Source organism: uncultured Intestinimonas sp., assembly GCF_944387245.1.
In the GTDB taxonomy this organism is placed as follows: domain Bacteria; phylum Bacillota; class Clostridia; order Oscillospirales; family Oscillospiraceae; genus Intestinimonas.
This window is the reverse complement of sequence record NZ_CALXEE010000008.1, coordinates 1-23,732: the sequence shown is the minus strand read 5'-3', so window position 1 is coordinate 23,732 and position 23,732 is coordinate 1. Positions and strand designations below refer to the sequence as shown.

Genomic DNA, 23,732 nt, shown 5'->3' with positions numbered 1-23,732 from the left:
TTTGCTATGCACTGTCCTCACACCTGGTTTTCCACCGAACTGAAAGGCGGCAAGCGCCTGCTGCGCACCCGCCTCCGGGACCTGCTCCGCCCCGCTCCGAAGCGTGGCCGGGCTCTGGCCGCCATGGCGGTAGCCCTGGCCCTCTGCGCCGGGGCCCTGGTGGCCTGCCAGTCCGGCTCCGACACAGCCACAGCCCATATCGTCATGGACACACAATACTACGACGACAGGGGCAGCATTTTGGAAATCCCCCAGATCGCCGGTGACGACAGCCCCGACGCCCAGTCCATCAACGCCGCCCTGCTGGAGCGGAAGGCGGTGTACCAGGTCTACATGGACGATCCCTACCAGAGCGGCACCTGGTGCGAGGTAGCCGCCTTCCCCGTCACCGCGGAGCGCTACCTGAATTTGGCTCTGCTGGAGAACGTCTACCCCAACTACGGCACCGACGGCGACCTGTACGCCTGGGTCTACGACCGGCAGACCCACCGCTCGGTCACCGTGGAGGAGGCACTGGACCTGGCCGATACCACCGAAGCCGCCCTCCGGGACGCGGTGGCGGAGGCCCTGGCATCCGGGGAACTCCCCCTCCCCCTGGACGAGAACAGCTTCTCCATCCGGGGCTTCCGCATCGGGGAGGGGGACGATGTGACCTTCTACCTCCAGGGGGCCAATGTAGACGGAGCCGAGGGCATGGACCCCTGGCTGGGGCTCTACACCTGGAACGACGGTACCCTCCGCCGCTATCAGGAGACCTATTCCACCGATGTGGATACCTTCGTCCCCGCCGGTCTGGTGGACGTCATGGACCCGCCCCTGTGGTGCCAGTGGCGGACCATGGGCGCGCCGTCGGATGGCTTTGTCGTTACCCGCCCCCTGGCCCTGTGGAGCCCTGATGCGGCCTATCTGGGCCTGGACCCCACATCCCTGGAGAGTGCCCTCTACGACGCCGCCCTAAACCTGCGCACATCGGAGCCCGGCAGCGCCGACCTCTGCCTCCCCCAGGTCACGGTGGTGGGCAGCTATGAGGAGGGAACTGCCACCCACTACCTCTGCACCTTTCACAGGACCTATTACTACGACTTTCTCCTCCAGCGTGGGGCCAACCAGGGGGGCGGCAGCGACTACGCTGTCTTTACTGTGGAGGCTCTGGGGGACGGCTACACCGTCACCACCGGCGTGGATGGGGGCGACGACATGAGCCCCGGCGCCTTCTACCAAAGCCAGGGCGCCCCGGCGGACCTGTGCGCCCAACTGGACGCCGCCTATGAGGCCGAGGGCATGCCCGTCCTGCTCCGCACTCCCGCCGCCGACGAGCTGCTTCCGCTCTACCTGAGCCACTGCTTCTTCGCCCCGCTGACCGAGGACAACGGGAACATGGAGTCCGCCGCCCAGGCCTTTGTGGACGGCCTCCCCGGGACTCCGCCTGGTGAGGCCCTGACGGCGGCCTTTGGGGCGGACGTTTGGGAAAGGCTGTCCCTCTCCTTCACTCAGACCCGGACCGCCTCCCTCCGCACCGCCAATCTGGACCCGGACACCGGAGAGGAGGTCCCCGACGGCACCCCCGTCTGCGTCACCGACGGGGACGAGTGGCGGGTAGACCTCACCGTGGACGGCGCCCAAGCAGGTCACTTCTCCGTCACCAATGCCACCGGCCCCTGGACCCTGTCCCGTGGGCTGGTGCTGGACATCTGAGCAAGGAGGCTCCCTTCCATGAACTGTCCCCACACCTGGTTCTCCACCGAGCTGAAAGGCGGTAAGCGCCTCCTGCGCACCCGGCTCCACGACCTGCTCCGCCCCGCCCCCAAGCGTGGCCGGGCCCTGGCGGTCCTGATGGCGGCCCTGGCCCTCTGCGCCGGGGCTCTGGTGGCCTGCCGCACCGCTCCGGCGGAGGAGTCCACCGCCCCCGTCCTGGTGGAGGACGAGATCTCCGAGACCGTCCTCCGCCTTGCCCCCGCCGCCCTGGGGCTGGAGGAGGGGAGCCTCACCCTCTCTGAGCCCTTCTCCGTAGAGCTCAACGGCACAGAGTACTGGTACTATGACCTCTTCCAGGGAGAGGAGACGGTAGGGGAGGTCAGCGCGGACCTGTCCACCGGTACGGTGCAGCTCCGCCCTACCGCCTCCGTGCTCACCATCTCTCTGGTGGAGCCCCACCTGCCCCAGGGGGCTCTGGCCTTTCGGGATGCCCTCCCCGCCCTGGTGGAACGGTATGGAGCCCTGGACTCGACGGGCGACATCACCCTCTTCTACCTGGGGGACTATCTCACCGAGGCCTTCCCCCCTGTGTGGGGCTTCCGGGCTGCCCAGCGGACCGGCAACGGCTGGACAGTGCTGGACGACTGGTATCAGGAACAGGAGAGCCATCAGGTCTATAGTGTGAGCTTCTCTCTGGACGGTCTTCTCTCCTACATCCCGGGCACCTTCCGCTTCCCGGAGACCGTCTCCGACCCCGCCACCTCCTTCTATCCCGAGCTGGACCAGTACGCCCTGGCCCAGGCGGGCGGGTGGGACTACGCCTACGGCGAGATGACCCTGGCCGCCGCCCACTACTACGACCCGGAGGACCCGGCCAGCCACGGCTTTGACGGCATCGCCGCCTATCACTGCCCTATCACCCTTTCCGGCCAGCCCGGTTGGACAGACCCCGCTCCCTACTCGGTCTACCTCCATACCACGGACCGCTATGTGTATCTGGGCCGTTACAACGCGGACGAGGCGGGGAGCGAGGAGGCCCTGGCCGCCCTAGCGGAGGACTACTTCCAGCTCATGGACACACCCACCTGGGACCGCTATCTCCCCACCCTCACCGACGGGAACTACTTCGACCCGGAAGCGGGCGTCTTCACCAGCGACGCCCTTCACTTCTCCTGGCAGCTGCCCGGAACCGACGGCTATTACACCAACCGTCTCATTTTCCGCCCGGTGGAGGGCGGCTTGGCCGTCTATCACCGGTACGCCTATGAGCGGTACGTCTCCGAGCACGGCGGTGTGGAGCCGGAGGGCATCGAGCCCGGCTCCGGCTGTCTGGTGCAGATTCTGGCCGGGCCGGAGGACCCCCTCCCCACCCTGCCGGAGGGCCGGGAGATCAACCTGCTGGGCCGGTCCGCCGTTCCCGGCGTCCCCGGCGGCAACGGCTGGTACTATCTCCCCGTCACCGACTTCACCTGGCACCCCAGCTCCGAGTTCTGGGACGACTACAGCGACACCCTTGCGTGGCTCACCTCCAAGGCCGTGTTCACCCTGTACTGACCCCGAAAGGAGGGCTCTGTATGCGCGCGCCCCACACCTGGTTTTCCACCGAGTTCAACAGCGGCAAAGGCTTTCTCAAGCTCCGGCTGCGCAGCCTGCTCTCCGGCCCGAAGCGGAGGGGGATACTCCCCGTCCTGCTTACCCTGCTGTGTGTGGGCACTTTTGGGACCATTGTGGCCTGCGACCAGGCGGGCGCCCCGGAGACGCCCGCCGCCACCGCCGAAGTCATCCCCACCGCCGTCTCCGACTACGCCAAAGACCTTGCCGGAGAGGAGGGCGTTTGCCATTCCCTCTCCTCCGCCGGGTCCTATGACCATGTTCTGAAGGAGGGGACTCTGGAGCTCTACCGGGCCCAGGTGGGTACCAGGGACTTCGACCCGGACACCACCACCCTGGCCGGGGGCATGTTCATCGACGAGAACGGCTATCTCTTCGACGGCCAAACCACTCTCTTCCTCTTCCAGCGTGTCGGGGAGGACTATGTCCCCCTGACCACCGCCAGCTATGTGGACAGCACGGCGGTCCAGGCAGCCGTGGACGCTCTGCTGGCCCATTCCGACCCCGCCCTGGCGGCGGCCGGTCAAAAGCTCCTCTGCCGGTCCCTCCTGGAGGAGGCCGACGCCGCCTTCGCCCCCCTCATCGCCGCCGCCACCATTGAAGGCGATCCATGGGTGGACGGCAATGGGGTAACCCGGCTCCGGCTCGCCGGTTACCAGCAGTGGGACGAGCAGCTCCGGATGGACGATCAGGTCCTCAGCGGCCTCCTCTACCGGTTCGGCCGGGAGACCGCCACCGAACTCTTCCAGACCTACGTCTACGTCCCCGACCCCCTCTTTCTGGAATGGGGAGGCGGGCTGTGGGTCCGGGCCGACGCGGCGGAGGTCCTGGACTGGGACTACACCGCCGACGTGAGCACCTTGTTCATCACCGAGGTGAGCGATGCCCGCTATACCTTCACCCTGGAGGGCACCGACCACGGCCAACCCTGCACCTGGACCTTCCAGGTCCAGCGGTCCTCCTCCCAGAAGAGCGGCTGGATATTTACTAAATATTACCGCCTGGACGCGCCCTATTCTCCCCCCAGCACCGCCGACGGCAAACCCGCCGCCCTGGTGGCCGCCGTGGAGGCCGAAATGGACCGGAAGGCCGGGGAACTGGAGGCCACTCTGGGCGTGACCATCACCGGCATGGTGATCACCGAACTAGAGATGGCCGGCGGCACCGGAGACACCCTGGGCGAACTGGTGCGGACCCTGGCCGACGGCTACGTGCTGGAGGTCTGGCGCTTTGACTACCGACTCCAGGGCAACTCCGGCACCCCGCTCACCGAGGGCATGTCCCCGGACGGCTCGGGCTGGCTCGCTGTCCTCGGCGGTCAGGGCAAGCCGGCCCTCCTGGCCCTTCGGGACGACCTGTGGCACTATACCCCCATCGCCATCGTCCCGCTGAGCGACCTGGAGGGGAACTCCCTTCTCCCCGGCACCGCTCAGGCTATCGCCGACGGGGCGGCGGCCCAGGGCTTTGCCATCACAACGGAGGCCTGGGGGCAGCTGCTGCCCGGGCTCCTCTCCGCCGCTCGGGACCTGGACACCGTCCCCGACGGAGCGGACTTCACCGTCACCACTGCCGCCCAGGACCGGGTGGACTTCACCTATCAGACCGAACGCCTGTCCTTTGTCTTTGACGGCCAGACCTGGACCCTCTCATAATAGGAGGTGCGCCATGAACCGCTGTCCCCACACCTGGTTTTCCACCGAATTTCACACCGGTAAATGGCTGCTCAGAGCACGGCTCAACGATCTGCTGACCGCGCCCAGGCGTCGTGGGACCGCCCCGCTGGTGGTGGCTCTGGTCCTCACCCTCACCGCCGGCAGCCTGGCCGCTTGTGCCCGTGAGCCACTTCCCGGTGAGACCACGCCGGAGCCTGTCCAGACCGAAACGGTGGAGGACGGCGCATTGACCGTCTCCTTCCCTCTCTCCGACCTGGAGCCCTATGTCCCCGCCTCCACCTGGACCCCGGACACCGTCTCCGCCGACACCATGGGTGAGATGTTGACGGAGGCGGAGCTCATGGAAGGCCAGCAGGTGGTGTGCTACCGGGAGCCGGGCAGCGACACCACCAAATACTGGGCCGTCCGGCAGGGAGACGAGCTGCTCCGCTTCGCCGTGGAGGACAGCGCCTACCCCGATGGCTACACCGTGGGGGAGTTCTCCTCCCTGCTGGGCCAGAGCGGCTTTGTCATTGAGGCTCCCAGGGGCGCCGCCTACACCGCCCGGGACTACTATGTATTCGATGAGGGAGGCGTCCCCCGGCTGCTGGCCGACTGCGCCCAGCCCACCTACGCCCCCGACCTGGACGGGGATGGCTTTCCCGACCCGCTGTGGCTCTACCACGGCGGTCGGGAAGCCTACTGCTACCTGGTGTGGGAGGATGCCATCTACCAGGTGGATCTGCTGGACTGCGTCCGGAAGGCCCTGCCGGACTGGCGCGGGCCCAATGGCTGGGCGTCCCCCACCTTTTCCACCCAGGGCCTCTTCTATGATGAAGCCACCGGCCTGGCCTTCCTCGGGGTGGCGGATGGCGTCACCCGCTTTGGCTGCCTCCGGTTCTATCCCGGCAGAGTGGAGGTGACCGCTCTTCCGGCGGAAACGCAGCCGGACTGGCAGGTGGAAAACCAGGAGAGCCGGGCCGGGTTCCTCACAGTGGGTGAACAGACCTGGATGCTTACCGAAGATGAGGACGGTGTCCACCTGGCAGAGGTTCTGTACGGCCTGAGTGAGGCCACGCTCCAGCCCTTCACGGACATCCTGGGCACCGACGGCTACACCCTGGACTATGTCCAGAGCCCCTCCGGAAACTACCGCAGCTACTACGGCACCGACGGCACCCCCCTGGCTCTGAGCTTTGGTTGGGACCGGGCGGACACCCCCATGGACCTGGACGGGGATGGGGTCCGGGAACTGGTGTGCAGCGTCACCTACATGGCCGACGGGGTGCCCGCCGTGCTGGTCTACCGCCTGTCTGAGGGGGTGATATGGCAGGCCGAAGCCAGCGCCGTACCGGAAGAGGTGTACCAGAGCGGCCCGCCCGCCGTCGGTCCGGCCCGGTCCCACTACGCCCCGGAGGCCAACACCGTCACCACCTCCCTCCGGTTCCAGGGCGAGGAGGAGCAGCAGTCTTGGACCGTGCCTCTTGAGCTGGAGAACCTGGAATTTTATCCCTATCAATATCAGCACCTGCCCTGAGGGTCATCCCTCAGGGCAGACTTCTTTTTTCTCTTTCGCGCCGTCGCAGCGGCGGACCGCCGGCAGGGCCAGGCAGAGGACGCCGCACAGGGCGGTGAGGGCCCCCGAGAGGGCAAACCACCGGGCCAGGCCCACCTTTTCGGCAAAGAGGGCGGTGGCGGCCAGGCCGATGGGCCCGGCCAGGGTCATGACGGCGGAGGTGAGGCCCAGCACCCGTCCCAGATAGCCCCCCTCCACCTTCTCCTGGATGAGGGCAGTAAACATGCTGTTGAAGAAGGGGGAGGAGAGACCCATGCCCAGGGCCAGGCCGGTAAAGGCCACGAAGGCCGCCGGGCTTAATCCCCCCACCGCCAGCAGGCAGCCTCCCGTGCAGAAGAGGGCTGCGGTCATGGCGGTCATCTTGTTTCGGGTGCCTCCCCACAGCCCCAGCAGCAGGGACCCCGCCAGCATCCCCAGGGAGTAGGCGGTCTCCACCACCGAGGCCGACACCGCCGTGCCGCCGAAGTAGCTCATGCACATGAGGGGGAAGAGGGAGGACACCGGTACCACCGCCACCGAGAAGATGCCGCAGATGAGGCACAGCTGCCACAGCCAGCCCTGGCTGCGCAGCAGGGCGCAGCCCGCCCGGCAGTCGTCCAGGAGGCGGAAGGGGGTCTCCTCTCCCGCCGTCCGCAGCTCAGGCAGCCGGGCCAGGAAGAGAAAGCCGATGGCGAAGGCGGCCCCCAGGGCGTCCAGGGTGATGATGAGGGAGAGGGGCACGGCGGCGAAGAGGACGGCGGCCAAAGCCGGACTCAGGAGCAGGGAGAGGGTCTGCACCCCCTGGGACCAGCCAGCACATTGGGAGAGCCTCTCCCGGGGGACGATGAGGGGCGTCACCGCCTGGAGGCAGGGGGAGTGGAAGGCGGAGCCCACGCTCCGCAGGGCCAGGGTGGCCATAATGACGGGGATGGGCAGCTCTCCCAGCAGGAACCAGCCCGCCACCAGGGCCAGAGACACCAGTCCGATGGCGCCATCGGCCAGGGCCATGATCTTCCGGCGGTCAAACCGGTCGGCCACCGCCCCGGTAAAGAGGGAGAATACCCCCTGGGGCAGCAGGGCCGCCATGGAGGCCAGCGAGAGCACCGCGGCGGAGCCGGTGCGGGCAGTCAGGTCCCAGATGAGGGCGTATTGAGAGATGGAGCTGGTCAGGATCGATACGGCCTGCCCCAGCCAGAGCACGGCGAACTGCCGTTTCCATGTGACGGTCATGGTATGTATTCCTCCTATGGTCCAGGCCCGGCGAGCCGGGCGGAACGGCGTATTACCGCTCTATCCTATGCCCGGGGCCCGGAGGCGGTCCCTAGACACGCGAAACCCCCTCCCGGCCTCTGGCCGGGAGGGGGTTTCGCTTCTGTTCGGTTCAGGGCTGTTCCGGCAGGTAACTGAGGGGGTCCACGCTCTCTCCGTCCTTCCGCATCTCCAGGTGGAGGTGCGGGGCGCGGGCGCTCTCGGCGGCGGCGGTGGTGCCGGTGGCACCGATAATGTCGCCCACCTGGACCTGATCCCCCGCCTCTACGGTGGGGACAGCGGCCAGGTTGGCGTAGACGCTCTCTACGCCGTCGGCGTGGGCAATGGTCACCGTGGTGCCCATGAGATCATCCTGCTCCACACTGGCCACCGTGCCATTGGCCACCGCCATCACCTCCGTCCCCACGGGAGCGGAGATGTCGATGCCGGAGTGGGTCCGCCAGTCCCCCATGGTCTCGTCATAGGCCAACACCTCCAGGGACCAGTCGGCCACCACCTGGCCCCGCAGGGGCCAGATGAAGAAATCCGCCGCCTGGGTGGTGACAGTGGTCTCCTCCGACGGTGTCTGTTCAGGCGCAGGCGTTGCGGAGGGTGTTGCGGAGGGCGCCTCCGAGGGCGTCGGTGTGGGGGTGGCGGAGGGGGTGGGTGCCGCCGTCACCGTGGGCTTGACGGCCTCCACCGTGGGGGAGACCGCCACCACCACCTGTGTGGGGGCGGATACGGCGGCCTCCTCACCGCCTGTCTGCAAAGAGGAAAAAAGATAATAGCCCGAAATCCCTATGGCAGCGACGCACAGGGTGAGGACTATGTAGAATCCTCTACCCTCCATGAAGTCGCCGACCCGCTCTAAGATCGGTTTCCGTTTCATCATAAGCCTCCAACAATTCAGCGTCAGAGCGCATCCCGGGGCCCCGGGGGAGCTCTCAGAGCCTATTGTGGCCCATTTCTTCCCTTCTTATACCTGTTCTTCCGGTTTCTTTTTCCAGTCTTCCCTTGACAGACACCCTTCATCTGTTTATACTGTATATGTTTTATATATACAGTATAACCGACCATAAAATATAAGACGCAGGAAGGAGGGAAAAAGACTTTAAGAAAACTTTAATCTTTTCTTTCCTGTTCCATATATCTTTTGGTGCTATGCTCAGAATACGCAGGCAGCCACCGCCACAGGCCGCTGAAATTATGAACGAATTTGAAACTCCCCGTCAAAATGATTGACACCTGACAGGCTGTCATATATGATATATGACAGCCTGTCAGGTGCGGGAACTCCCGGTACCCGTGCAGGACACTGAAAGGAGGGCTGGCCGTGCCCACCGATACCTTCTTCCGTCTGCCGGAGTCCAAACGGGAGACCCTTCTGCACTGTGCCAGACAGGAATTTGCCAGAGTTCCTTACCCTGATGCCTCCATCAATCGCATCATCCACTCCGCCGGCATCCCGCGGGGCAGCTTCTACATGTATTTTGAGGACAAATCCGATCTCTTTCTCTATTTGATGGACCAATTTGTAGATGCCTTCATTGAGACCGTGTGCCAGCTGCTGGAGGAGGAGAAGGGAGATCTGTTCCTGGCGTTTCAGGGACTCTTCGACCATCTCCAGGTCCGGTGCAGCGGCAGCTGCCGGGAAGGGCATGCGTCGGAGGTCATCACCATCCTGCGCAGAAATGCCGGCATGCCCCACACCATGGCCATGGGCCAGAGCTATGGCCGGCGCTTTCTCTCCCAGATCCTGCCCCGTCTGGACCGCTCCATCCTGACACTGGAGGGAGAGAAGGAGTTGGAAAACGGCCTGCGCATCCTTCTCTCTGTCACCCTCCCACTGCTGTGCGAGGGCGTGCTGGCAGAGGACTCCGGCCCTATACGGGCCCGTTATCTCAGCTATCTGACCATCCTAAAGCGCGGTATGCTCCGGTGACGGAGGCCGCCGACAGACCATGGAAAAGGAGTCAATCATATGGAAAGCACCGATCTCAAGCAGTCCTCCCCCGACGCCACCGCACCGGAGACCCAGGCGTCCCCGAAGCCCGTCAAGGTACGCATACCCAAGAAGAAGAAAAAGTGGATCAAGCGTGTCATCGTCCTGGTGGTCCTCATCGCCGTGGTGGTCTTTCTCCTGCGCAGCTGCTCCGGCGGCAGCACGGCCCTGACCTCGGGCACCTACCTGCCCGACACCGCTTCCACCCAGGATCTGGTGGTGTCGGTATCCGGCACCGGCGCCATCGAGCCCCTCCACTCCTACAAGGTCACCACCCTGGTGAAGGGCGAGGTGCTGGAGGCCCCCTTCGAGGAGGGACAGACGGTACATAAGGGCGACTTGCTCTTCCGCATCGACTCCACCGACGTGGAGACCTCTATTGAGCAGGCCCAGCTCTCTCTGGAGAGCGCCCAGCTCAACTACCAGCAGCTCCTCAAAAACCAGGAGGACAGCCATAAGAACGCCACCGTGGAGGCCAACGCCACCGGCGTCATCACCAAGCTCTATGTGGACGAGGGCGACATGGTCTCCGCCGGCGCCCCCATCGCCGACATTCTGGACCGGGACAACATGAAGCTGAAGGTCCCCTTCCACTCCGCCGATGCCGCCGGCTTCTATGTGGGCCAGAGCGCTACCGTCACCGTGGGCGGCACCATGGAGACCCTCCCCGGCACCATTGACACCATTGCCGCCACCGACTCCGTGGGCCCCGGCGGCACCCTGGTCCGTGAGATCACCATTGTGGTCCGCAACCCCGGCGCCCTCAGCGATACCTCCAGCGGCACCGCCTCTGTGGGTACTGCCTCCAGCGCCTCCAGCGGCACCTTTGCCTACGGCGAAAGCAAGCAGGTGGTGGCCAAGACCTCCGGCGAGCTCACCAGCCTCACCGTAAAGGAGGGCGACCGGGTGCTGGAGGATCAGGTCATCGGCGGCTTTGATGAGACCGACATGGAGACCCAGATCGAAAACGCCGCCATCCAGGTCCAGAACGCCGAGCTCACCCTGAAAAACGCCCAGGACCGGCTGGAGGACTACTCCATCACCTCCACCATCGACGGCACCGTCATTGAGAAGAACTACGACGTGGGCGACACGCTGGACACCTCCACCGCCAGCACCACCGGCATCGCCTACCCCGCCGTCATCTACGACATGTCCGCCCTCACCTTCGACATCAGCGTCAACGAGCTGGACATCAACAAGATCGAGGTGGGCCAGAAGGTGGAGATCACCGCCGATGCCGTGGAGGGCAAGACCTTCACCGGCGTGGTGGACAAGGTGAACATCAACGGCACCACCACCAACGGCTCTACCAACTACCCCGTCACCGTCCTGGTGGACGGCACCCCTGAGGAGCTCAAGCCCGGCATGAACGTCTCCGCCAAGATCGTCGTAGAGGACGCGGGCAGCGTGCTCTGCGTACCCGTGGAAGCCGTGAGCCGCGGCGCCGACGGCACCAGCCTGGTCAAGGTGGCCGGCGAGGGCGCTCTGGACGAGAACGGCAACGTTGTGAACCCCTCCAAGCTGGAGGACCGCGAGGTCACCCTGGGCCGCAGCGACGATACCTACATCGAGATCCTCTCCGGCCTGGAGGAGGGTGAGACGGTCTACGTCTACCAGGCCGCCGGTACCAACTTTATGGCCACGATGATGGGGTGATCAGATGGAACACCTCATTGAATTCAAGGACGTCTACAAGATTTATCAGATGGGCGATGAGAGCGTCCACGCCCTGGACGGCGTCAGCCTGACGGTGGACCCGGGAGAGTTTGTGGCCATCGTAGGCTCCTCCGGCTCCGGCAAATCCACCGCCATGAACATCATCGGCTGCCTGGACGTGCCCACCTCCGGCACCTACCACCTGGGTGGCGTGGACGTATCCACCATGGATGACGATCAGCTGGCCGAGATCCGCAACAAGATGCTGGGCTTCATCTTCCAGCAGTACAACCTGATCCCCAAGCTCAATGTCCAGGAGAACGTGGAACTGCCCCTGCTCTACGCCGGCGTGGGCGCCGAGGAGCGGCACCAGCGGGCCATTCGCTCCCTGGAGCGGGTGGGCCTGGCCGACAAGCGCAAGAACCTGCCCAGCCAGCTCTCCGGCGGCCAGCAGCAGCGGGTATCCATCGCCCGGGCCCTGGCCGGCGACCCCTCCGTGATCCTGGCCGACGAGCCCACCGGCGCTCTGGACTCCCGCACCGGCCGGGAGGTGCTGGCCTTCCTGCAAAAGCTCAACGCCGAGGGGGACACCGTGGTCCTCATCACCCACGACAACTCCATCGCCGTCAAGGCCAAGCGCATCATCCGCCTCCAGGACGGCAAGATCATCTACGACGGAGACGCCCACGACCCCCGGGCCGTGGTCCAGCCCGAGGAGGACACCGAGGGCATCGACGGCTTTGACGATCCCGCCCCCGCAGGAGAGGAGGCCAGGTCATGAATTTCACCCAGTCCTTCCGCCTGGCCATCAAGTCCCTCCTCACCAGCAAGATGCGGGCCCTCCTCACCATGCTGGGCATCATCATCGGCGTGGCCGCCGTCATCATCATCACCAGTCTGGGCAACGGCATGCAGAACTACATGAATGCCCAATTCGACCAGCTGGGCGCCAACCTGATCCAGGTCCAGATCTGGGGGCTGGGCGGCGGCATGAGCTCCCGCTCGGTGGACCCCGACGACATGTACGCCCTGGTGGACAAATACCCCCAGTACCTGGCGGGCGTCAGTCCCTATGTCTCGGTCCAGCAGGGCCTGGTTCGTCACGGCGCCGACGAATATAAACGCACCAGCATCTACGGCGTCAGCGAGTTCTTCTATGACGCCCAGCGCAACCAGGTCCTCAGCGGCTCCAAGCTGGGGGAGGGCCGGTTCCTGAGCTATGTGGATGTGGAACGCTACCAGAACGTGTGCGTCATCGGCTCCTATCTGGCCAGGGACGCCTTCGGCGGCGACGCCCTGGGCAAGACCATTACCATCAACGGCACCCCCTTCACCATCATCGGCGTCATGTCCGAATATGCCGACAGCACCCAGGGCAGCGGCGACGACGTGATCTTTATCCCCTACGGCAACGCCATGCGCATCAACGGCACCGGCTGGGTGAACCTCTACCTCTTCAACAGCGCCGACAAGGACACCTCCAACCTGGCCAAGGGCATCATCGAGAGCCGGCTCTACAAGACCTTCCAGACCGACGACGCCTACTACATCATGTCCAGCGCCGAGATGATGGACGCCATGGACTCCATGCTCAACACCCTCATGATGATCCTCATCCTCATCGCCGCCATCTCCCTGCTGGTGGGCGGCATCGGCATCATGAACATCATGCTGGTCTCCGTCACCGAGCGCACCCGGGAGATCGGCATCCGCAAGTCCCTGGGCGCCAAGGGCAAGGACATCCGCAGCCAGTTTATCATCGAGGCGGGCACCACCTCCGCCATCGGCGGCGTCATCGGCATCGCCCTGGGCGTCATTATGGCCAATGTGCTCACCGCCGTCATCGCCGTGGTGCTGGGCACCGGCAACGATGGCTTCGTGGCGGTCCCCACCCTGGGCGGCATCGCCGTGTCCTTTGGCGTGTCCGTAGGCGTGGGCATCCTCTTCGGCTACCTGCCCGCCAACAAGGCCGCCCGGCTCAACCCCATCGACGCCCTGCGCTACGATTGATCCATCCGTGATAAAGGAGCGAACAAAGATGAAGAAACGAGTCCTCTCCGCCCTTCTGGCGGCGGCCCTCACCCTGTCCCTGGTCACCCCCGCCCTGGCCGTCACCAGCCGGGACGATGCCGCCCAGGTTCTGGCCGCTCTGGACATTATGACCGGCGACGAAAGCGGAAACCTGAACCTCTCCGCACCGGTGACCCGGGCGGAATTTGTCAAAATGCTCATGGCCGCCTCCCCCATCAGCGTGGGGGATGTGACCTACGTCTCCCCCTACCCCGACGTGCCCTCTACCCACTGGGCCGCCCCCTATGTGGAGGCCGCCGTCACCGCCGGCTATGTCACCGGCTACCTGGACGGCACCTTCCGCCCCTCCAACACCATCACCCTGGCCGAGGGCGTGGTTATGGCTCTGCGGCTGCTGGGCTACACCAACGAGGATTTCTCCGGCTCCTTCCCCGCCGGCCAGATGTCCATGTATAAGACCCTGGACCTGGACGAGGGCATCACCATCGGCCAGAACGACACCATGACCCGGCAGGACGCCATGTACCTCTTCTACAACCTGCTCACCGCCCCCAGCAAGACCACCGGCCAGCCCTACCTCTCCTCCGTGCTGGGCTACGGCCTCACCGCCGACGGCAAGGTGGACACCCTGGCCCTCCTCAACGGCACCATGGACGGCCCCGTGGTGGTGGGCGAGGCCGGCTGGCGGGACAAGATCCCCTTCGACATCTCCAAGGCCAGCGTGACCCGCAACGGCGCGGTCTCCACCGCCGACGCCCTGGTGGACAACGACGTGGTCTACTGGTCTGATACCATGAACGCCCTATGGGTCTACACCAACAAGATCACCGGCCCCATCCAGGCCATCAGCCCCACCTCCGCTCCCACCTCGGTGACGGTCTCCGGCAAGTCCTACGCCATCGAGACCCCCACCGCCGCCTACGCCCTCAGCGACTTGGGCGCCTTTGAGGTGGGCGACTCGGTCACCCTGCTGCTGGGCCGGGACGGCAAGGTGGCCGCCGCCATCGCCCCAGGACAGGCCGCCGCCGACTCGGTGGTGGGCCTGGTGGTCTCCAGCGTCCCCAAAACCTTCACCGACAAAAACGGCAGCGACTACACCGCCTCCTCCGTCACCGTCCTGGCCACGGACGGCAATACCTACACGTACAGCATGGACCGCTCCGCCATCCGCGCTGGCTCCCTGGTCCAGGTGACCTCCTCCTCCAGTGGCGTGGACGTGAAGGTCCTGGCCTCCGCCTCCCTCACCGGCAAGGTGAGCGCCGACGGGCAGCGGCTGGGCGACCTGTCCTTCGCCGACGGCGTGGAGATCTTGGATACCTACGGCGACAAGGGCGTGAAGATCTACCCCGGCCGCCTGGCCGGCATGGAGCTCACCCGGGGCATGGTCCGCTATTACCTGCTGGATGGCAACGGCGACATCTGCCGCCTGGTCCTCTCCGACGCCACCGGCGACATGCATACCTACGGCGTGGTCACCTCCGTGCGGGAGGTGGACAACTCCGGCGGCATGAGCACCTCCGGCACCTACGTCTACGACGTCGGCGGCGTCCCCGGCTCCCTCACCGGCGCCCGGGTCTACCAGGTGCAGCCCGGCCCCTTCCAGATGAAGACCGACGGGGACGAGGTGGACCGCTTCGTCAACCTCACCGGCGTGCGCATCGACACCGTGGACGGCCGCACCGCCTACGCCGAAAACCGCCAGTACGCCATCTGGGACGACGTGCTGGTCTACGAGGTCAGGGGGGACCAGTACTACCTCACCTCCCTGTCCCTGGTCACCGGCGGGGACTACTCCCTCACCGGCTACTATGACAAGGACCAGAGCCAAGGCGGACGCATCCGGGTCATCCTGGCTCATTAAACATTCCACCATATAAAAAAGTGGACGGAACTTCAGTTCCGTCCACTTTTTTATATGTCTATCAGATCCACGCGCATGGTGCAGGCTCACGCCGGCGGCGTACCCTCCACCGGTCGTTTGCACCCGGAGCGCCCGATTCAGGTCAGATTTGTTGATATGGGGGTGTGATCGCGTTATTCTGTTTTTATCAGACATGTTTTACCGGGAAATGGAAGTATTTTTCAGCAGGAGGTGCCCCATGTACACCAACGCAGATAAAAAACATGTTCAGGCGGGTCCTTTGCCTCAGCTTTCCGGGGAGCTTCAGGGCGCCGTCCCTTCTGGTGTCCCCAACTCCGCCATGCTCTCCATGCTGGAGGGCGCTCAGGGTGGCGGTCTGCCCGATCTGGAGCAGCGGATGCGGGAGCGTCTGGCCCTGGACCATCAGATCCCCAGCGCAGAGCGGGAGGCGGACCGGCTGGCAGCCTCCGTCTCCGGCGCCCGCACCCCCGACGAGGTCAAGGCCCAGCTGGGCGAGAAGATGGGGGCCGACTTCTCCAACGTCCGTTTCCACACCGACGCCGGCGCCGTGGGCATGGCAGACAACATCGGTGCCAGGGCCTACACCTCCGGCCAGGACGTCTACTTCGGCCAGGGAGGCTTCGACCCCGCTGTGGCGGCCCACGAGCTGGTCCACACCGCCCAGCAGGGGGTGGTGGAGAGCGCCGTGCCCACCGTCTCCGCCCCCACCGGCGGGGTGCAGATGATGCCCAAGCTCTTCCGGAAGGTGGGCAGCTTTTTCAAAAACCTCTTCAAATCCAAAGATCAGAAGAATATGGAGAAAATTTCTGGAACCAATGTGGCTTCCCGGGCCGGGGAACAGCAGGCCCACCTGCCCTTTACCGCGGCGCAGATCGGCAACATGCAAAGTTCCTTCGGCGGCGTACGCAGCGACAAAAGCATTGAGGAGAAGCTCCATCCGGTCACAGGCGCCATGGGCAACGAGATGAGCGATTACTTCGACGCACTGGAGCAATCCGGCTTCGACTTCGATCGCGCCCATAAGGGCGCCCAGGAGTTTACCCCCAGCCAGAAAAGCGCGGCCCGGGTCCGCTACAACGCCTCTTCCGTTGCCACCACCAAAAAGCTGCTCTCCATGTTCAGCAGCCATCTGGACACGCAGGAAATGCAGGATATGCTGGGCGAGGTCTATAAAAATGAGATGCAGAACCCCGGTAAGACGCCAGGTGTCGAGAGTTACAGCGATATGGAAAGCCGCTTCCTCAAAAATATCCTGTCCAAGGGCCTGATGCCCATGGGCTCACAGATCGGCAAGGCAAAGGACTCCGGCAAGACAAACAGAATTCCCTTCCTCCAGGACGTACAGATGACGTCCGGTTATCTGGAGACCATGTGGGGCAAGGATAATCTGCCCGAGGAGCTCCAGGGTCTCATGGATGCCTACGCGCCCATCCGGGAAAAGCTGCTCTCCGGTGGCCGGGGAGGACTGATGTACGATCCCGCGGCTAAGGAGACGCTGCGCCGGCAGTACACCGCCACCTCCGGGCAACCCGGCTTCAATCCCTCTACCGCCAGCGCCGATGAGTCGTTGGCCCAGAACCTGTTTCAATTCAACAGCGCCGTTGACTCCGGAAATGATACGCAACGCGATCTTTTCCGGCGCAATCTGCCCTTCTATCTGCAATAAACCTCCACAGACGAAAAAGTGGACGGAACCGAGGTTCCGTCCACTTTTTCGTCTGTCCGGCGGCAGTGCCGCCGGTTTTGTCCACATTTTTATACACCGGTGAGGTCAAAGGGGGGAATGTACTCTGTGTCGGCGGCGCTCCCCTCCTGGGTGAAGCCCTCCAGCCCCAGGGCCTCCATGTAAGCCTGGGCGTTCCGGGCCTCCGAGCCCCGCAGACGCCGGTGGATCTCGGGGAACTCCGCCGCCCGGCCCTGGGGCACATACTGGCTCATGAGGGAGAAGAGGACCGTCCCCGCCGGAAATTCTTCCGAGATAAAATCCATCACCCGCTTGGCCTCGGCCAGGCGGCCGGGGAGGACCAGGTGCCGGATGACGGTGCCCCGCTTCAGAAGTCCGTCCTCCACCACGCATGGCCCCGTCTGCCGCACCATCTCTTTGATGGCGGCCACCGCCACCTCCGGGTAGTCCGCCGCCCCGGAGTACCGCTCCGAGAGCGCCGGCGTCAGGTACTTGAGGTCGGGGAGATAGATGTCCACCTTGCCCTCCATGGAGCGCAGGGTCTCCACCCGGTCATAGCCTCCGGAGTTCCACACCACCGGCACGGGGAGGGGCTCCTCCAGCAGCCGGGCGATCACGTGGGCGTAGTGGGTGGGGTTCACAAAGTTGATGTTGTGGGCCCCCTGGCCGATCAGCTCCAGGCAGATCTCCCGCAGCCGCTCCACCGTCACTGCCTTTCCGAAATCCTGGTGACTGATCTGGTCGTTCTGGCAAAAGACACAGTCCAGGCTGCACCCGGAGAAAAAGACGGTGCCGGAGCCATTTTTGCCGGAGATGGGCGGCTCCTCCCACATGTGGAGGGCGGCCCGGGCCAGCACCGGCGCCATGGGCATCCGGCAGTGGCCCTTCCCAAACGTCTCGGTGCGCTCTGCCCCGCACAGCCGGGGACACAGATTGCAGATCATAGCTGATGGACCTCCCGGTCCTCCGTCCGGCCCATGAGCCAGTCCACGGAGACTCCATAAAAATTTGCCAGATTCAAAAGGCTGTCATAGTGGGGCTTGGCCTCTTCATTTTCCAGCCGCTGGTAGGCCCGCATGGTCATCTTCCCCGCCTCTGCCGCCTGTGTCTGCGTCAGTCCTTTTTCTGTTCGCAATATCTTGATGCGCTCATTGAAAACCATGCTCATTCTCCCTTGACATGTAGTTATTAGCGCATTATAATGAATACGCTAGAAACTTCATATTGGAGGTGGGTCCATATGTCACTTCTGATGGACGAGCTCTATTATGCCTTGATCGGCGGTCCCCACCCGGACCGGTGGCCGGAGTATCTGGAAGAGAACCCGGTCCAGGCACACGGAATGTACTGCTTCCGGGAGGGCGTCCGGCTGGGGCTGCTCCTGGCCGTGGAGGCCTTCTCTCCCGAAGTGGGGGAGTAAGCGCCCATCAAAACCTTCCCCCCTCAGGGGGGAAGGTGCTCCAGTGCGCACACTGGGGCGGATGAGGGGGTGCCGGATCATCAGACAAGGCCACCTTCGAAACGCACCCTCATCCGGCGGCTGCGCCCTCTTACGGGTGGAAATCCGGCCCCAGGTTGCCTTCCCGCCAGTGCTTGCGGCACAGGCCGATATACTGGTCGTTAGCCCCCAGCACCACCTGCTCCCCCTCCCGAAGGACGTTTCCGTCCTTGTCGAAGCGGGCGTTGCAGGTGGCCTTCTTGCCGCACCAGCAAATGGTCTTGACCTCCTCGATGATGTCGGCGGTGGCCAGCAGCTCCTGGGAGCCCGAGAAGAGCTGCCCGGAGAAGTCGGCCCGGAGCCCGTAGCAGATCACCGGGATGTTCCAGTCGTCCACGATGTGGACCAGGAACTGGACCTCCTCCCGGCTGAGGAACTGGGCCTCGTCCACGATGACGCAGGCATATTTCTTCAGCTCCTCCTCCGCCATGGTGCGCATCTCGGAAAAGTAGATGCAGGGGTGGCTCAGGCCCATCCGGGAGGCCACGAACTTGGCCCCGTCCCGCTGGTCGATCTCCGGCTTCACCAGCAGGGCCTCCTGGCCCCGCTCCTCATAGTTGTACCGCACCATCAGGGCGTTGGCCGTCTTGCTGGAGCCCATCACTCCGTATCGAAAATACAGCTTTGCCATCTCGTTCTCCCTCTTTGTTTATATTAGCGCACTCGTTCTTCCACAAGGTGTTGAAAACTCTGAAAGGCGTTGGGCACGGCGTAGTCCTGCCGCAGCGCCTCCCGCCCTGCCCACACCCAGCCCTCCGGCAGAGTTATATCGGCGGTCTCCACGACCCGACAGGTCATGCGCCACTCGATGTGGGTAAAGATGTGCTTGCCTGTGCCTCCGTCGGTGAGGTTCAGGGGCTGGATGTCCCAATCCTCCAGGCAGTCCCGGGCCGGGGCGGGCTCGTTGGGGTACTCCCAAAGCCCCCCCAGCAGCCCCTTCTTGGGCCGCTGCCGCAGGGCCACCTTGCCCTCATGGAAGAGGAGAAAGACCACCCGGTCCTCCACCCGCCGGGCCTTTTTCGGCGGCTTGTAGGGAAGCTCCCCGGTTCGCCCCTCCAGCCGTGCCCGGCAGAAGTCCGCCGCCGGGCACTTCTCGCACAGCGGCGCCCCGTTGGGCAGGCACACCGTGGCCCCCAGGTCCATCATGGCCTGGTTGAAGTCCCCCGGCGAGCGGACCGGGATGACCGCCTTCAGATCGGCCCACATCCGCTTCTTGGTCTCCGGCTTGGTGATGTCGCTCCCATCCCCGGTGAGCCGGGAGACCACCCGCAGCACGTTGCCGTCCACAGCGGGCACCGGCTGACCGAAGGCGATGGAGGCGATGGCCCCGGCGGTGTACTCCCCCACGCCGGAGAGGCCCAAAAGGGTCTCATAGTCGCCGGGGAAGGTCCCGCCAAAGTCCTCCACCACCTGCCGGGCGGCCTTTTGCAGGTTCCGGGCCCGGTTGTAGTAGCCCAGGCCCTGCCACAGCTTGAGGAGTTTGTCCTCCTCCACCGCTGCCAGGTCGGCCACGGTGGGCAGGGCCTCCATGAAGCGGCGGTAGTACTCCAGCACCGCCGCCACCCGGGTCTGCTGGAGCATGATCTCCGACACCCACACGTGGTAGGGGGTGGGGTCGCTCCGCCAGGGGAGGGTGCGGGCGTTTTCGTGGTACCACTGCAAGAGTGGGATGGGGAGCCGGGTCAGTTCATCCAAGGGTCGTGTCCTCCAAAATGGGCCGCGCCGGGGCGGCCCGTATTCAGGAGCCATTATACAATAAAATTTTTCTCTCCGCAATCAAAAGCGCCGCCCCATTCATCTAATGGTCAGAAAGGAGGGACGCCCATGACACAGCAGGAATACGCCGTCCGGGCCGACGCCCTGAAGGGCAGGCTCTACGGCATGGCCTTCCTGTACCTGGGGAGCCAGTCCCTGGCCGTGGACGCCGTGGACGAGGCGGTGTACCTGGGTCTGCGCTCCTGCCACAAGCTGCGTGAGGAGGCCTTTTTCAACACCTGGCTCACCCGCATCCTCATCAACGCCTGCAACGCCGAGCTGCGGCGGCACAGGCGGGAGATCGCCATGGCGGAGCTGCCCGAGACCGCCCAGGAGGCCTTCGACGCCCTCCCCCTCCGGGACGCGGTGGGACGGCTTCCACGGGAGCTGAAAGACGTCATCATCCTGCGCTACTTTACCGGCCTCACCCTGGCGGAGACCGCCCGGACCCTGGACATCCCCCAGGGCACGGTGGTCACCCGGCAGCGGAAGGCCCTCCGGCTGCTGCGGCTGGAGCTCACCGACGGAGAGGAGGCGGCCAATTCATGAATCGGAACGAGGAATATTGGGCCCTGGTGGCCCAGCTGAGCAACACGCCGCCGGAGCTGGAGGGCACGGTGGAGCGGGCCAAGTCCCGGGCCCGGAAACGGACCCTCAAGCGGTGGCTGGGCATCCCTGTGGCCTCCCTGGGCGGCGTGGCGGCGGCCTTCGTGCTGCTGGTGAACTGCTGCGTCCCCTTCGCCCTGGCCTGCGGGCGCATCCCCGGCCTCCGGGACCTGGCGGCGGCGGTGGCCCTCTCCCCCAGTCTGAAGGCGGCGGTGGAGAACGACTTCGTCCAGGTGGTGGACCAGGAGCAGACGGAAAATGACATCACCTTCCGTCTGGACTACCTCATTCTGGACGCCATGCAGATCAACTTCTTCTACTCCGTCTCCGGCGGGGACTATGACCGCTACCACGTCTACCCCAGCATCACCGGCCCCGACGGGGAGAAGCTGGAGGGCTACTCCATCGTCAGCAGCGAGACCACCCCCGGCGATCTGGGCGATTTCAACGTCAACTACGCCGACGACCTCCAGGTGCCGGAGGCCCTGCGCCTCACCTGCGCGGTGACGGCCCAGAGAGAGTCGGGAGACGGCACTGCCGTCGCCCCCGCCGACTCCAGCATCTGGGACGAGCCGGAACCCGACCGGGAGCCGGAGGTGGTGGCCACCTTCACCTTCGACCTGGAGCTGGACGACCGTTTTACCGTCCCGGGGGAGACCATCGCCCTGGACAAATGGGTAGAGGTAGACGGCCAGCGGCTCCTCCTCCGGGAGCTGGTGGTCAACCCCACCCACGCCCGGCTGGCGGTGTCCTCCGCCCCTGACAACACCGCCTGGCTGGACGGCTTGGACTTCTACCTGGAGGACGAGAAGGGAAACCGCTACGAGGCCGGCTCCCGCTCCAGCGGCAGCAGCCGCCTGGTGTCCAGCGGCGAGGACGGCACCAACGACGTCATTCACTATTATTTAGAGAGCAGCTTCTTCCGCTCGCCCAAGCACCTCACCCTCTACATCACCGGAGCCCGGTGGCTGGACAAGGACAAGGAGTGGGTCACGGTAGACCTGAACACCGGCGAGGCCGGCTGGCTCCCGGATGGCCTGAAGTTCCTCTCCGCCGACCGTCAGGGGGAGGATGTCTGGTGCACGATGCTCGCCCCCGGCATCCAGCAGTTCATCTCCTGGAACTACCGGGACCCGGAGGGCGGCGAACACTCCTTTGACTCCATGGGAACCACCGTACACGCCACCGAGCCCGGGCAGGAAAACCTGGAGGAGGGGCTCCACCGGCTCTCCTTCACCCTGCGGGACTATCCCTGGGACACGGTGGAGCTGAAGCTGAATTTCACACGCGAGACGGAGTTTTCCCCGCCCATCGCCGTGGAGCTCCAGTGACCGGCTCTCTCAAAAATGCAAGCATTTTTTCGAAGAGATGCGGGCCGCCACGCGCATCATTTGTCCCAAGGGCCAAATGCCACACTCGCGGCCTGAGCAGAGTTTTTTCCGAGGCACATGTCCCCGGAAAAAACAAATTGATTTGATTCCGTCGTCTGCGGACGACGGAACTCTGCGAGGCTCTTGCACAAAATCTGAGGCATTCCTGCTTTTTCGACAAGCTGATGGGGGCTGTTTTTCGGAACAGCCCCCAGTTTTTGCTTCTTTTTCTCCAAAAAGCCCTTGACAAATGTCAGATTTCATATATAATAATATAGCTTGTCTGGAATCAGGCAGGCAACATCCTTGCTCCTGCACGAGCAGGGGCCATATGTCCATAAGGAGGTGCAAGAAACATGGCAAAAGTCAATGGCAACTACGAGGTGGTCTACATCCTCGACCCCGCTATGGGTGAGGAGGCCATCGCCGCTATGGTCGCCAAGTTCAAGACCATGGCTGAGGCCCGGGGCACCGTGGCCGAGGTTGACGAGTGGGGCAAGCGCCGTCTGGCCTATCCCATCAACGACCTGAACGAGGGCTACTACGTTCTCATGACCTTTACGGCTGACGCCGCCTTCCCCGCCGAGCTGGACCGCGTGCTGCGGATCACCGACGGCGTGATGCGTTCCATGATCGTCTGCAAGGACGAGAAGTAAGGAGCGGCAGAAATGCTCAACAAGATCTTCCTTCAGGGCCGCTTGGTGGCGGACCCTGAGATGCGGCACACCCCTTCCGGGGTGGCCGTAGCCACCCTCCGTCTGGCGGTGGACCGGGATTTCAGGGACAGAGAGACCGGTGAAAAGAAGGCCGATTTCATCAACGTGGTCGCCTGGAGAAACACCGCCGAATTCGTCTCCCGGTACTTCAACAAGGGCCGCATGGCCATTGTGGAGGGCCGTCTCCAGATGCGGGATTGGACCGATAAGGACGGCAACAAGCGCACCACTGCCGAGGTGGTGGCCGACAACGTCTACTTCGGCGATTCCAAGCGGGACGGCGAGGGCGGCGGCAGCTACGGCGGCTCTTATGGCGGCGGTTATTCCGCCCCGGCCCCCAGCGCCCCCGTGCCTCCCCCGGCTTACACCGCCCCCATGGGCGGCGGCAACCAGTTTGCCGAGCTGGACGACGACGACGGAGAACTGCCGTTCTGAAAGAACGGCGCCCCATTAAAATCATTTCTGAATAAGGAGGGTATATACCATGCCTATGGATAGAGAGCGTCCCCGCGGCCGCAAGCGCCGCAAGGTTTGCAGCTTCTGCGTGGACAAGGTCGAGCACATCGACTACAAGGACGCCGCCAAGCTGCGTCGGTTCCTCTCCGAGCGTTCCAAGATCCTGCCCCGCCGGACCACCGGCACCTGCGCCATGCATCAGCGTCAGCTGACCCAGGCCATCAAGCAGGCTCGTCAGATCGCTCTGCTGCCTTTCGTCACCGACTAATAGAGACAGCACAAGGCCGGACATGCAAACGCATGTCCGGCCTT

Annotated in this window: 22 protein-coding genes; 16 read left to right on the top strand and 6 right to left on the bottom strand. The window is 64.4% G+C overall.

Annotated elements, in window-relative coordinates:
• Nucleotides 1-6: 6 nt before the first annotated feature.
• Genes Q0K15_RS02375 through Q0K15_RS02360 form a run of 4 tightly spaced genes read left to right on the top strand, consistent with a single transcriptional unit; the run spans nucleotide 7 to nucleotide 6,495 of the window.
• A complete protein-coding gene (locus Q0K15_RS02375) occupies nucleotides 7-1,695 on the top strand; it encodes a hypothetical protein (RefSeq protein ID WP_294511583.1) in 1,689 nt (562 codons plus the stop codon).
• An 18-nt stretch (nucleotides 1,696-1,713) separates the two neighbouring features.
• Nucleotides 1,714-3,249, top strand: a complete 1,536-nt coding sequence (locus Q0K15_RS02370) for a hypothetical protein (RefSeq protein ID WP_294511580.1) — start codon at nucleotides 1,714-1,716, stop codon at nucleotides 3,247-3,249.
• 20 nt (nucleotides 3,250-3,269) lie between these two features.
• Entirely contained in the window at nucleotides 3,270-4,958 is a 1,689-nt protein-coding gene (locus tag Q0K15_RS02365) for a hypothetical protein (protein WP_294511577.1), read from the top strand.
• A gap of 13 nt (nucleotides 4,959-4,971) precedes the next feature.
• Nucleotides 4,972-6,495, top strand: coding sequence for a hypothetical protein (locus Q0K15_RS02360; protein ID WP_294511574.1), 1,524 nt, complete (start codon nucleotides 4,972-4,974; stop codon nucleotides 6,493-6,495).
• Nucleotides 6,496-6,498: 3 nt separating this feature from the next.
• On the opposite strand, the gene Q0K15_RS02355 is transcribed toward Q0K15_RS02360, so the two are convergent.
• On the bottom strand, nucleotides 6,499-7,743 hold the full coding sequence (locus Q0K15_RS02355; RefSeq protein ID WP_294511571.1) for an MFS transporter: 1,245 nt from the start codon (nucleotides 7,741-7,743) through the stop codon (nucleotides 6,499-6,501).
• Between the two features lie 151 nt (nucleotides 7,744-7,894).
• Nucleotides 7,895-8,650 carry a M23 family metallopeptidase gene (locus tag Q0K15_RS02350; protein WP_294511568.1) on the bottom strand — a complete coding sequence of 252 codons (756 nt, stop codon included), beginning with the start codon at nucleotides 8,648-8,650 and terminating at the stop codon, nucleotides 7,895-7,897.
• A gap of 444 nt (nucleotides 8,651-9,094) precedes the next feature.
• On the opposite strand from Q0K15_RS02350, the gene Q0K15_RS02345 reads away from it, so the two are divergent.
• The 6 genes from Q0K15_RS02345 to Q0K15_RS02320 all read left to right on the top strand — a co-directional run bounded on the left by Q0K15_RS02345 (nucleotide 9,095) and on the right by Q0K15_RS02320 (nucleotide 17,001).
• Nucleotides 9,095-9,703: a TetR/AcrR family transcriptional regulator gene (locus tag Q0K15_RS02345; protein ID WP_294511565.1), complete on the top strand. Its 609-nt coding sequence runs from the start codon at nucleotides 9,095-9,097 to the stop codon at nucleotides 9,701-9,703.
• 39 nt (nucleotides 9,704-9,742) lie between these two features.
• The gene (locus Q0K15_RS02340) at nucleotides 9,743-11,422 is read left to right on the top strand and encodes an efflux RND transporter periplasmic adaptor subunit (RefSeq protein ID WP_294511562.1); all 1,680 of its coding nucleotides are present in this window, start codon (nucleotides 9,743-9,745) and stop codon (nucleotides 11,420-11,422) included.
• Nucleotides 11,423-11,426: 4 nt separating this feature from the next.
• Complete coding sequence (locus Q0K15_RS02335) at nucleotides 11,427-12,203, top strand: ABC transporter ATP-binding protein (protein ID WP_294511559.1); 777 nt, start codon at nucleotides 11,427-11,429, stop codon at nucleotides 12,201-12,203.
• Nucleotides 12,200-13,432 carry an ABC transporter permease gene (locus Q0K15_RS02330; protein WP_294511556.1) on the top strand — a complete coding sequence of 411 codons (1,233 nt, stop codon included), beginning with the start codon at nucleotides 12,200-12,202 and terminating at the stop codon, nucleotides 13,430-13,432. The genes Q0K15_RS02335 and Q0K15_RS02330 overlap by 4 nt, the downstream gene beginning before the upstream one ends.
• Before the next feature lie 28 nt (nucleotides 13,433-13,460).
• Nucleotides 13,461-15,314 (top strand): S-layer homology domain-containing protein, encoded by a 1,854-nt coding sequence (locus Q0K15_RS02325; RefSeq protein ID WP_294511553.1) that lies wholly within the window; start codon nucleotides 13,461-13,463, stop codon nucleotides 15,312-15,314.
• A gap of 238 nt (nucleotides 15,315-15,552) precedes the next feature.
• Nucleotides 15,553-17,001, top strand: a complete 1,449-nt coding sequence (locus Q0K15_RS02320; protein WP_294511550.1) for a DUF4157 domain-containing protein — start codon at nucleotides 15,553-15,555, stop codon at nucleotides 16,999-17,001.
• A gap of 89 nt (nucleotides 17,002-17,090) precedes the next feature.
• Here Q0K15_RS02320 and Q0K15_RS02315 read toward each other — a convergent pair whose 3' ends face one another.
• Complete coding sequence (locus tag Q0K15_RS02315) at nucleotides 17,091-17,963, bottom strand: 4Fe-4S cluster-binding domain-containing protein (RefSeq protein WP_294511547.1); 873 nt, start codon at nucleotides 17,961-17,963, stop codon at nucleotides 17,091-17,093.
• Nucleotides 17,960-18,181 (bottom strand): helix-turn-helix transcriptional regulator, encoded by a 222-nt coding sequence (locus tag Q0K15_RS02310; protein ID WP_294511544.1) that lies wholly within the window; start codon nucleotides 18,179-18,181, stop codon nucleotides 17,960-17,962. The genes Q0K15_RS02315 and Q0K15_RS02310 overlap by 4 nt, the downstream gene beginning before the upstream one ends.
• 78 nt (nucleotides 18,182-18,259) lie before the next feature.
• On the opposite strand from Q0K15_RS02310, the gene Q0K15_RS02305 reads away from it, so the two are divergent.
• Nucleotides 18,260-18,439, top strand: coding sequence for a hypothetical protein (locus Q0K15_RS02305; RefSeq protein WP_294511541.1), 180 nt, complete (start codon nucleotides 18,260-18,262; stop codon nucleotides 18,437-18,439).
• Nucleotides 18,440-18,569: 130 nt separating this feature from the next.
• Here Q0K15_RS02305 and Q0K15_RS02300 read toward each other — a convergent pair whose 3' ends face one another.
• Both Q0K15_RS02300 and mutY read right to left on the bottom strand, forming a co-directional pair.
• Nucleotides 18,570-19,148 carry a thymidine kinase gene (locus Q0K15_RS02300; RefSeq protein ID WP_294511537.1) on the bottom strand — a complete coding sequence of 193 codons (579 nt, stop codon included), beginning with the start codon at nucleotides 19,146-19,148 and terminating at the stop codon, nucleotides 18,570-18,572.
• A gap of 23 nt (nucleotides 19,149-19,171) precedes the next feature.
• Nucleotides 19,172-20,212, bottom strand: coding sequence for an A/G-specific adenine glycosylase (gene mutY, locus Q0K15_RS02295; RefSeq protein WP_294511534.1), 1,041 nt, complete (start codon nucleotides 20,210-20,212; stop codon nucleotides 19,172-19,174).
• 129 nt (nucleotides 20,213-20,341) lie between these two features.
• Here mutY and Q0K15_RS02290 point away from each other — a divergent pair, with 129 nt between their 5' ends.
• The 5 genes from Q0K15_RS02290 (at nucleotide 20,342) to rpsR (ending at nucleotide 23,688) form a co-directional block, all read left to right on the top strand.
• Nucleotides 20,342-20,821 carry a sigma-70 family RNA polymerase sigma factor gene (locus Q0K15_RS02290; protein WP_294511531.1) on the top strand — a complete coding sequence of 160 codons (480 nt, stop codon included), beginning with the start codon at nucleotides 20,342-20,344 and terminating at the stop codon, nucleotides 20,819-20,821.
• Nucleotides 20,818-22,209 (top strand): DUF4179 domain-containing protein, encoded by a 1,392-nt coding sequence (locus Q0K15_RS02285; RefSeq protein ID WP_294511528.1) that lies wholly within the window; start codon nucleotides 20,818-20,820, stop codon nucleotides 22,207-22,209. Before Q0K15_RS02290 ends, Q0K15_RS02285 begins: the two co-directional genes overlap by 4 nt.
• 395 nt (nucleotides 22,210-22,604) lie before the next feature.
• Complete coding sequence (rpsF, locus tag Q0K15_RS02280) at nucleotides 22,605-22,904, top strand: 30S ribosomal protein S6 (protein WP_294511525.1); 300 nt, start codon at nucleotides 22,605-22,607, stop codon at nucleotides 22,902-22,904.
• A 12-nt stretch (nucleotides 22,905-22,916) separates the two neighbouring features.
• Nucleotides 22,917-23,399, top strand: a complete 483-nt coding sequence (locus tag Q0K15_RS02275; RefSeq protein WP_294511522.1) for a single-stranded DNA-binding protein — start codon at nucleotides 22,917-22,919, stop codon at nucleotides 23,397-23,399.
• Between the two features lie 49 nt (nucleotides 23,400-23,448).
• Nucleotides 23,449-23,688, top strand: coding sequence for a 30S ribosomal protein S18 (gene rpsR, locus Q0K15_RS02270; protein WP_130850362.1), 240 nt, complete (start codon nucleotides 23,449-23,451; stop codon nucleotides 23,686-23,688).
• Nucleotides 23,689-23,732 lie beyond the last annotated feature (44 nt).

What these genes read in the sequence shown, in the direction of transcription:
- Q0K15_RS02375 (WP_294511583.1), top strand. Translation starts at nt 7, where the DNA reads ATGCACTGTCCTCACACCTGGTTTTCCACCGAACTGAAAGGCGGCAAG.
- Q0K15_RS02370 (WP_294511580.1), top strand. Translation starts at nt 1,714, where the DNA reads ATGAACTGTCCCCACACCTGGTTCTCCACCGAGCTGAAAGGCGGTAAG.
- Q0K15_RS02365 (WP_294511577.1), top strand. Translation starts at nt 3,270, where the DNA reads ATGCGCGCGCCCCACACCTGGTTTTCCACCGAGTTCAACAGCGGCAAA.
- Q0K15_RS02360 (WP_294511574.1), top strand. Translation starts at nt 4,972, where the DNA reads ATGAACCGCTGTCCCCACACCTGGTTTTCCACCGAATTTCACACCGGT.
- Q0K15_RS02355 (WP_294511571.1), bottom strand. Translation starts at nt 7,743, where the DNA reads ATGACCGTCACATGGAAACGGCAGTTCGCCGTGCTCTGGCTGGGGCAG.
- Q0K15_RS02350 (WP_294511568.1), bottom strand. Translation starts at nt 8,650, where the DNA reads ATGAAACGGAAACCGATCTTAGAGCGGGTCGGCGACTTCATGGAGGGT.
- Q0K15_RS02340 (WP_294511562.1), top strand. Translation starts at nt 9,743, where the DNA reads ATGGAAAGCACCGATCTCAAGCAGTCCTCCCCCGACGCCACCGCACCG.
- Q0K15_RS02335 (WP_294511559.1), top strand. Translation starts at nt 11,427, where the DNA reads ATGGAACACCTCATTGAATTCAAGGACGTCTACAAGATTTATCAGATG.
- Q0K15_RS02330 (WP_294511556.1), top strand. Translation starts at nt 12,200, where the DNA reads ATGAATTTCACCCAGTCCTTCCGCCTGGCCATCAAGTCCCTCCTCACC.
- Q0K15_RS02325 (WP_294511553.1), top strand. Translation starts at nt 13,461, where the DNA reads ATGAAGAAACGAGTCCTCTCCGCCCTTCTGGCGGCGGCCCTCACCCTG.
- Q0K15_RS02320 (WP_294511550.1), top strand. Translation starts at nt 15,553, where the DNA reads ATGTACACCAACGCAGATAAAAAACATGTTCAGGCGGGTCCTTTGCCT.
- Q0K15_RS02315 (WP_294511547.1), bottom strand. Translation starts at nt 17,963, where the DNA reads ATGATCTGCAATCTGTGTCCCCGGCTGTGCGGGGCAGAGCGCACCGAG.
- Q0K15_RS02310 (WP_294511544.1), bottom strand. Translation starts at nt 18,181, where the DNA reads ATGGTTTTCAATGAGCGCATCAAGATATTGCGAACAGAAAAAGGACTG.
- Q0K15_RS02305 (WP_294511541.1), top strand. Translation starts at nt 18,260, where the DNA reads ATGTCACTTCTGATGGACGAGCTCTATTATGCCTTGATCGGCGGTCCC.
- Q0K15_RS02300 (WP_294511537.1), bottom strand. Translation starts at nt 19,148, where the DNA reads ATGGCAAAGCTGTATTTTCGATACGGAGTGATGGGCTCCAGCAAGACG.
- Q0K15_RS02290 (WP_294511531.1), top strand. Translation starts at nt 20,342, where the DNA reads ATGACACAGCAGGAATACGCCGTCCGGGCCGACGCCCTGAAGGGCAGG.
- Q0K15_RS02285 (WP_294511528.1), top strand. Translation starts at nt 20,818, where the DNA reads ATGAATCGGAACGAGGAATATTGGGCCCTGGTGGCCCAGCTGAGCAAC.
- rpsF (WP_294511525.1), top strand. Translation starts at nt 22,605, where the DNA reads ATGGCAAAAGTCAATGGCAACTACGAGGTGGTCTACATCCTCGACCCC.
- Q0K15_RS02275 (WP_294511522.1), top strand. Translation starts at nt 22,917, where the DNA reads ATGCTCAACAAGATCTTCCTTCAGGGCCGCTTGGTGGCGGACCCTGAG.
- rpsR (WP_130850362.1), top strand. Translation starts at nt 23,449, where the DNA reads ATGCCTATGGATAGAGAGCGTCCCCGCGGCCGCAAGCGCCGCAAGGTT.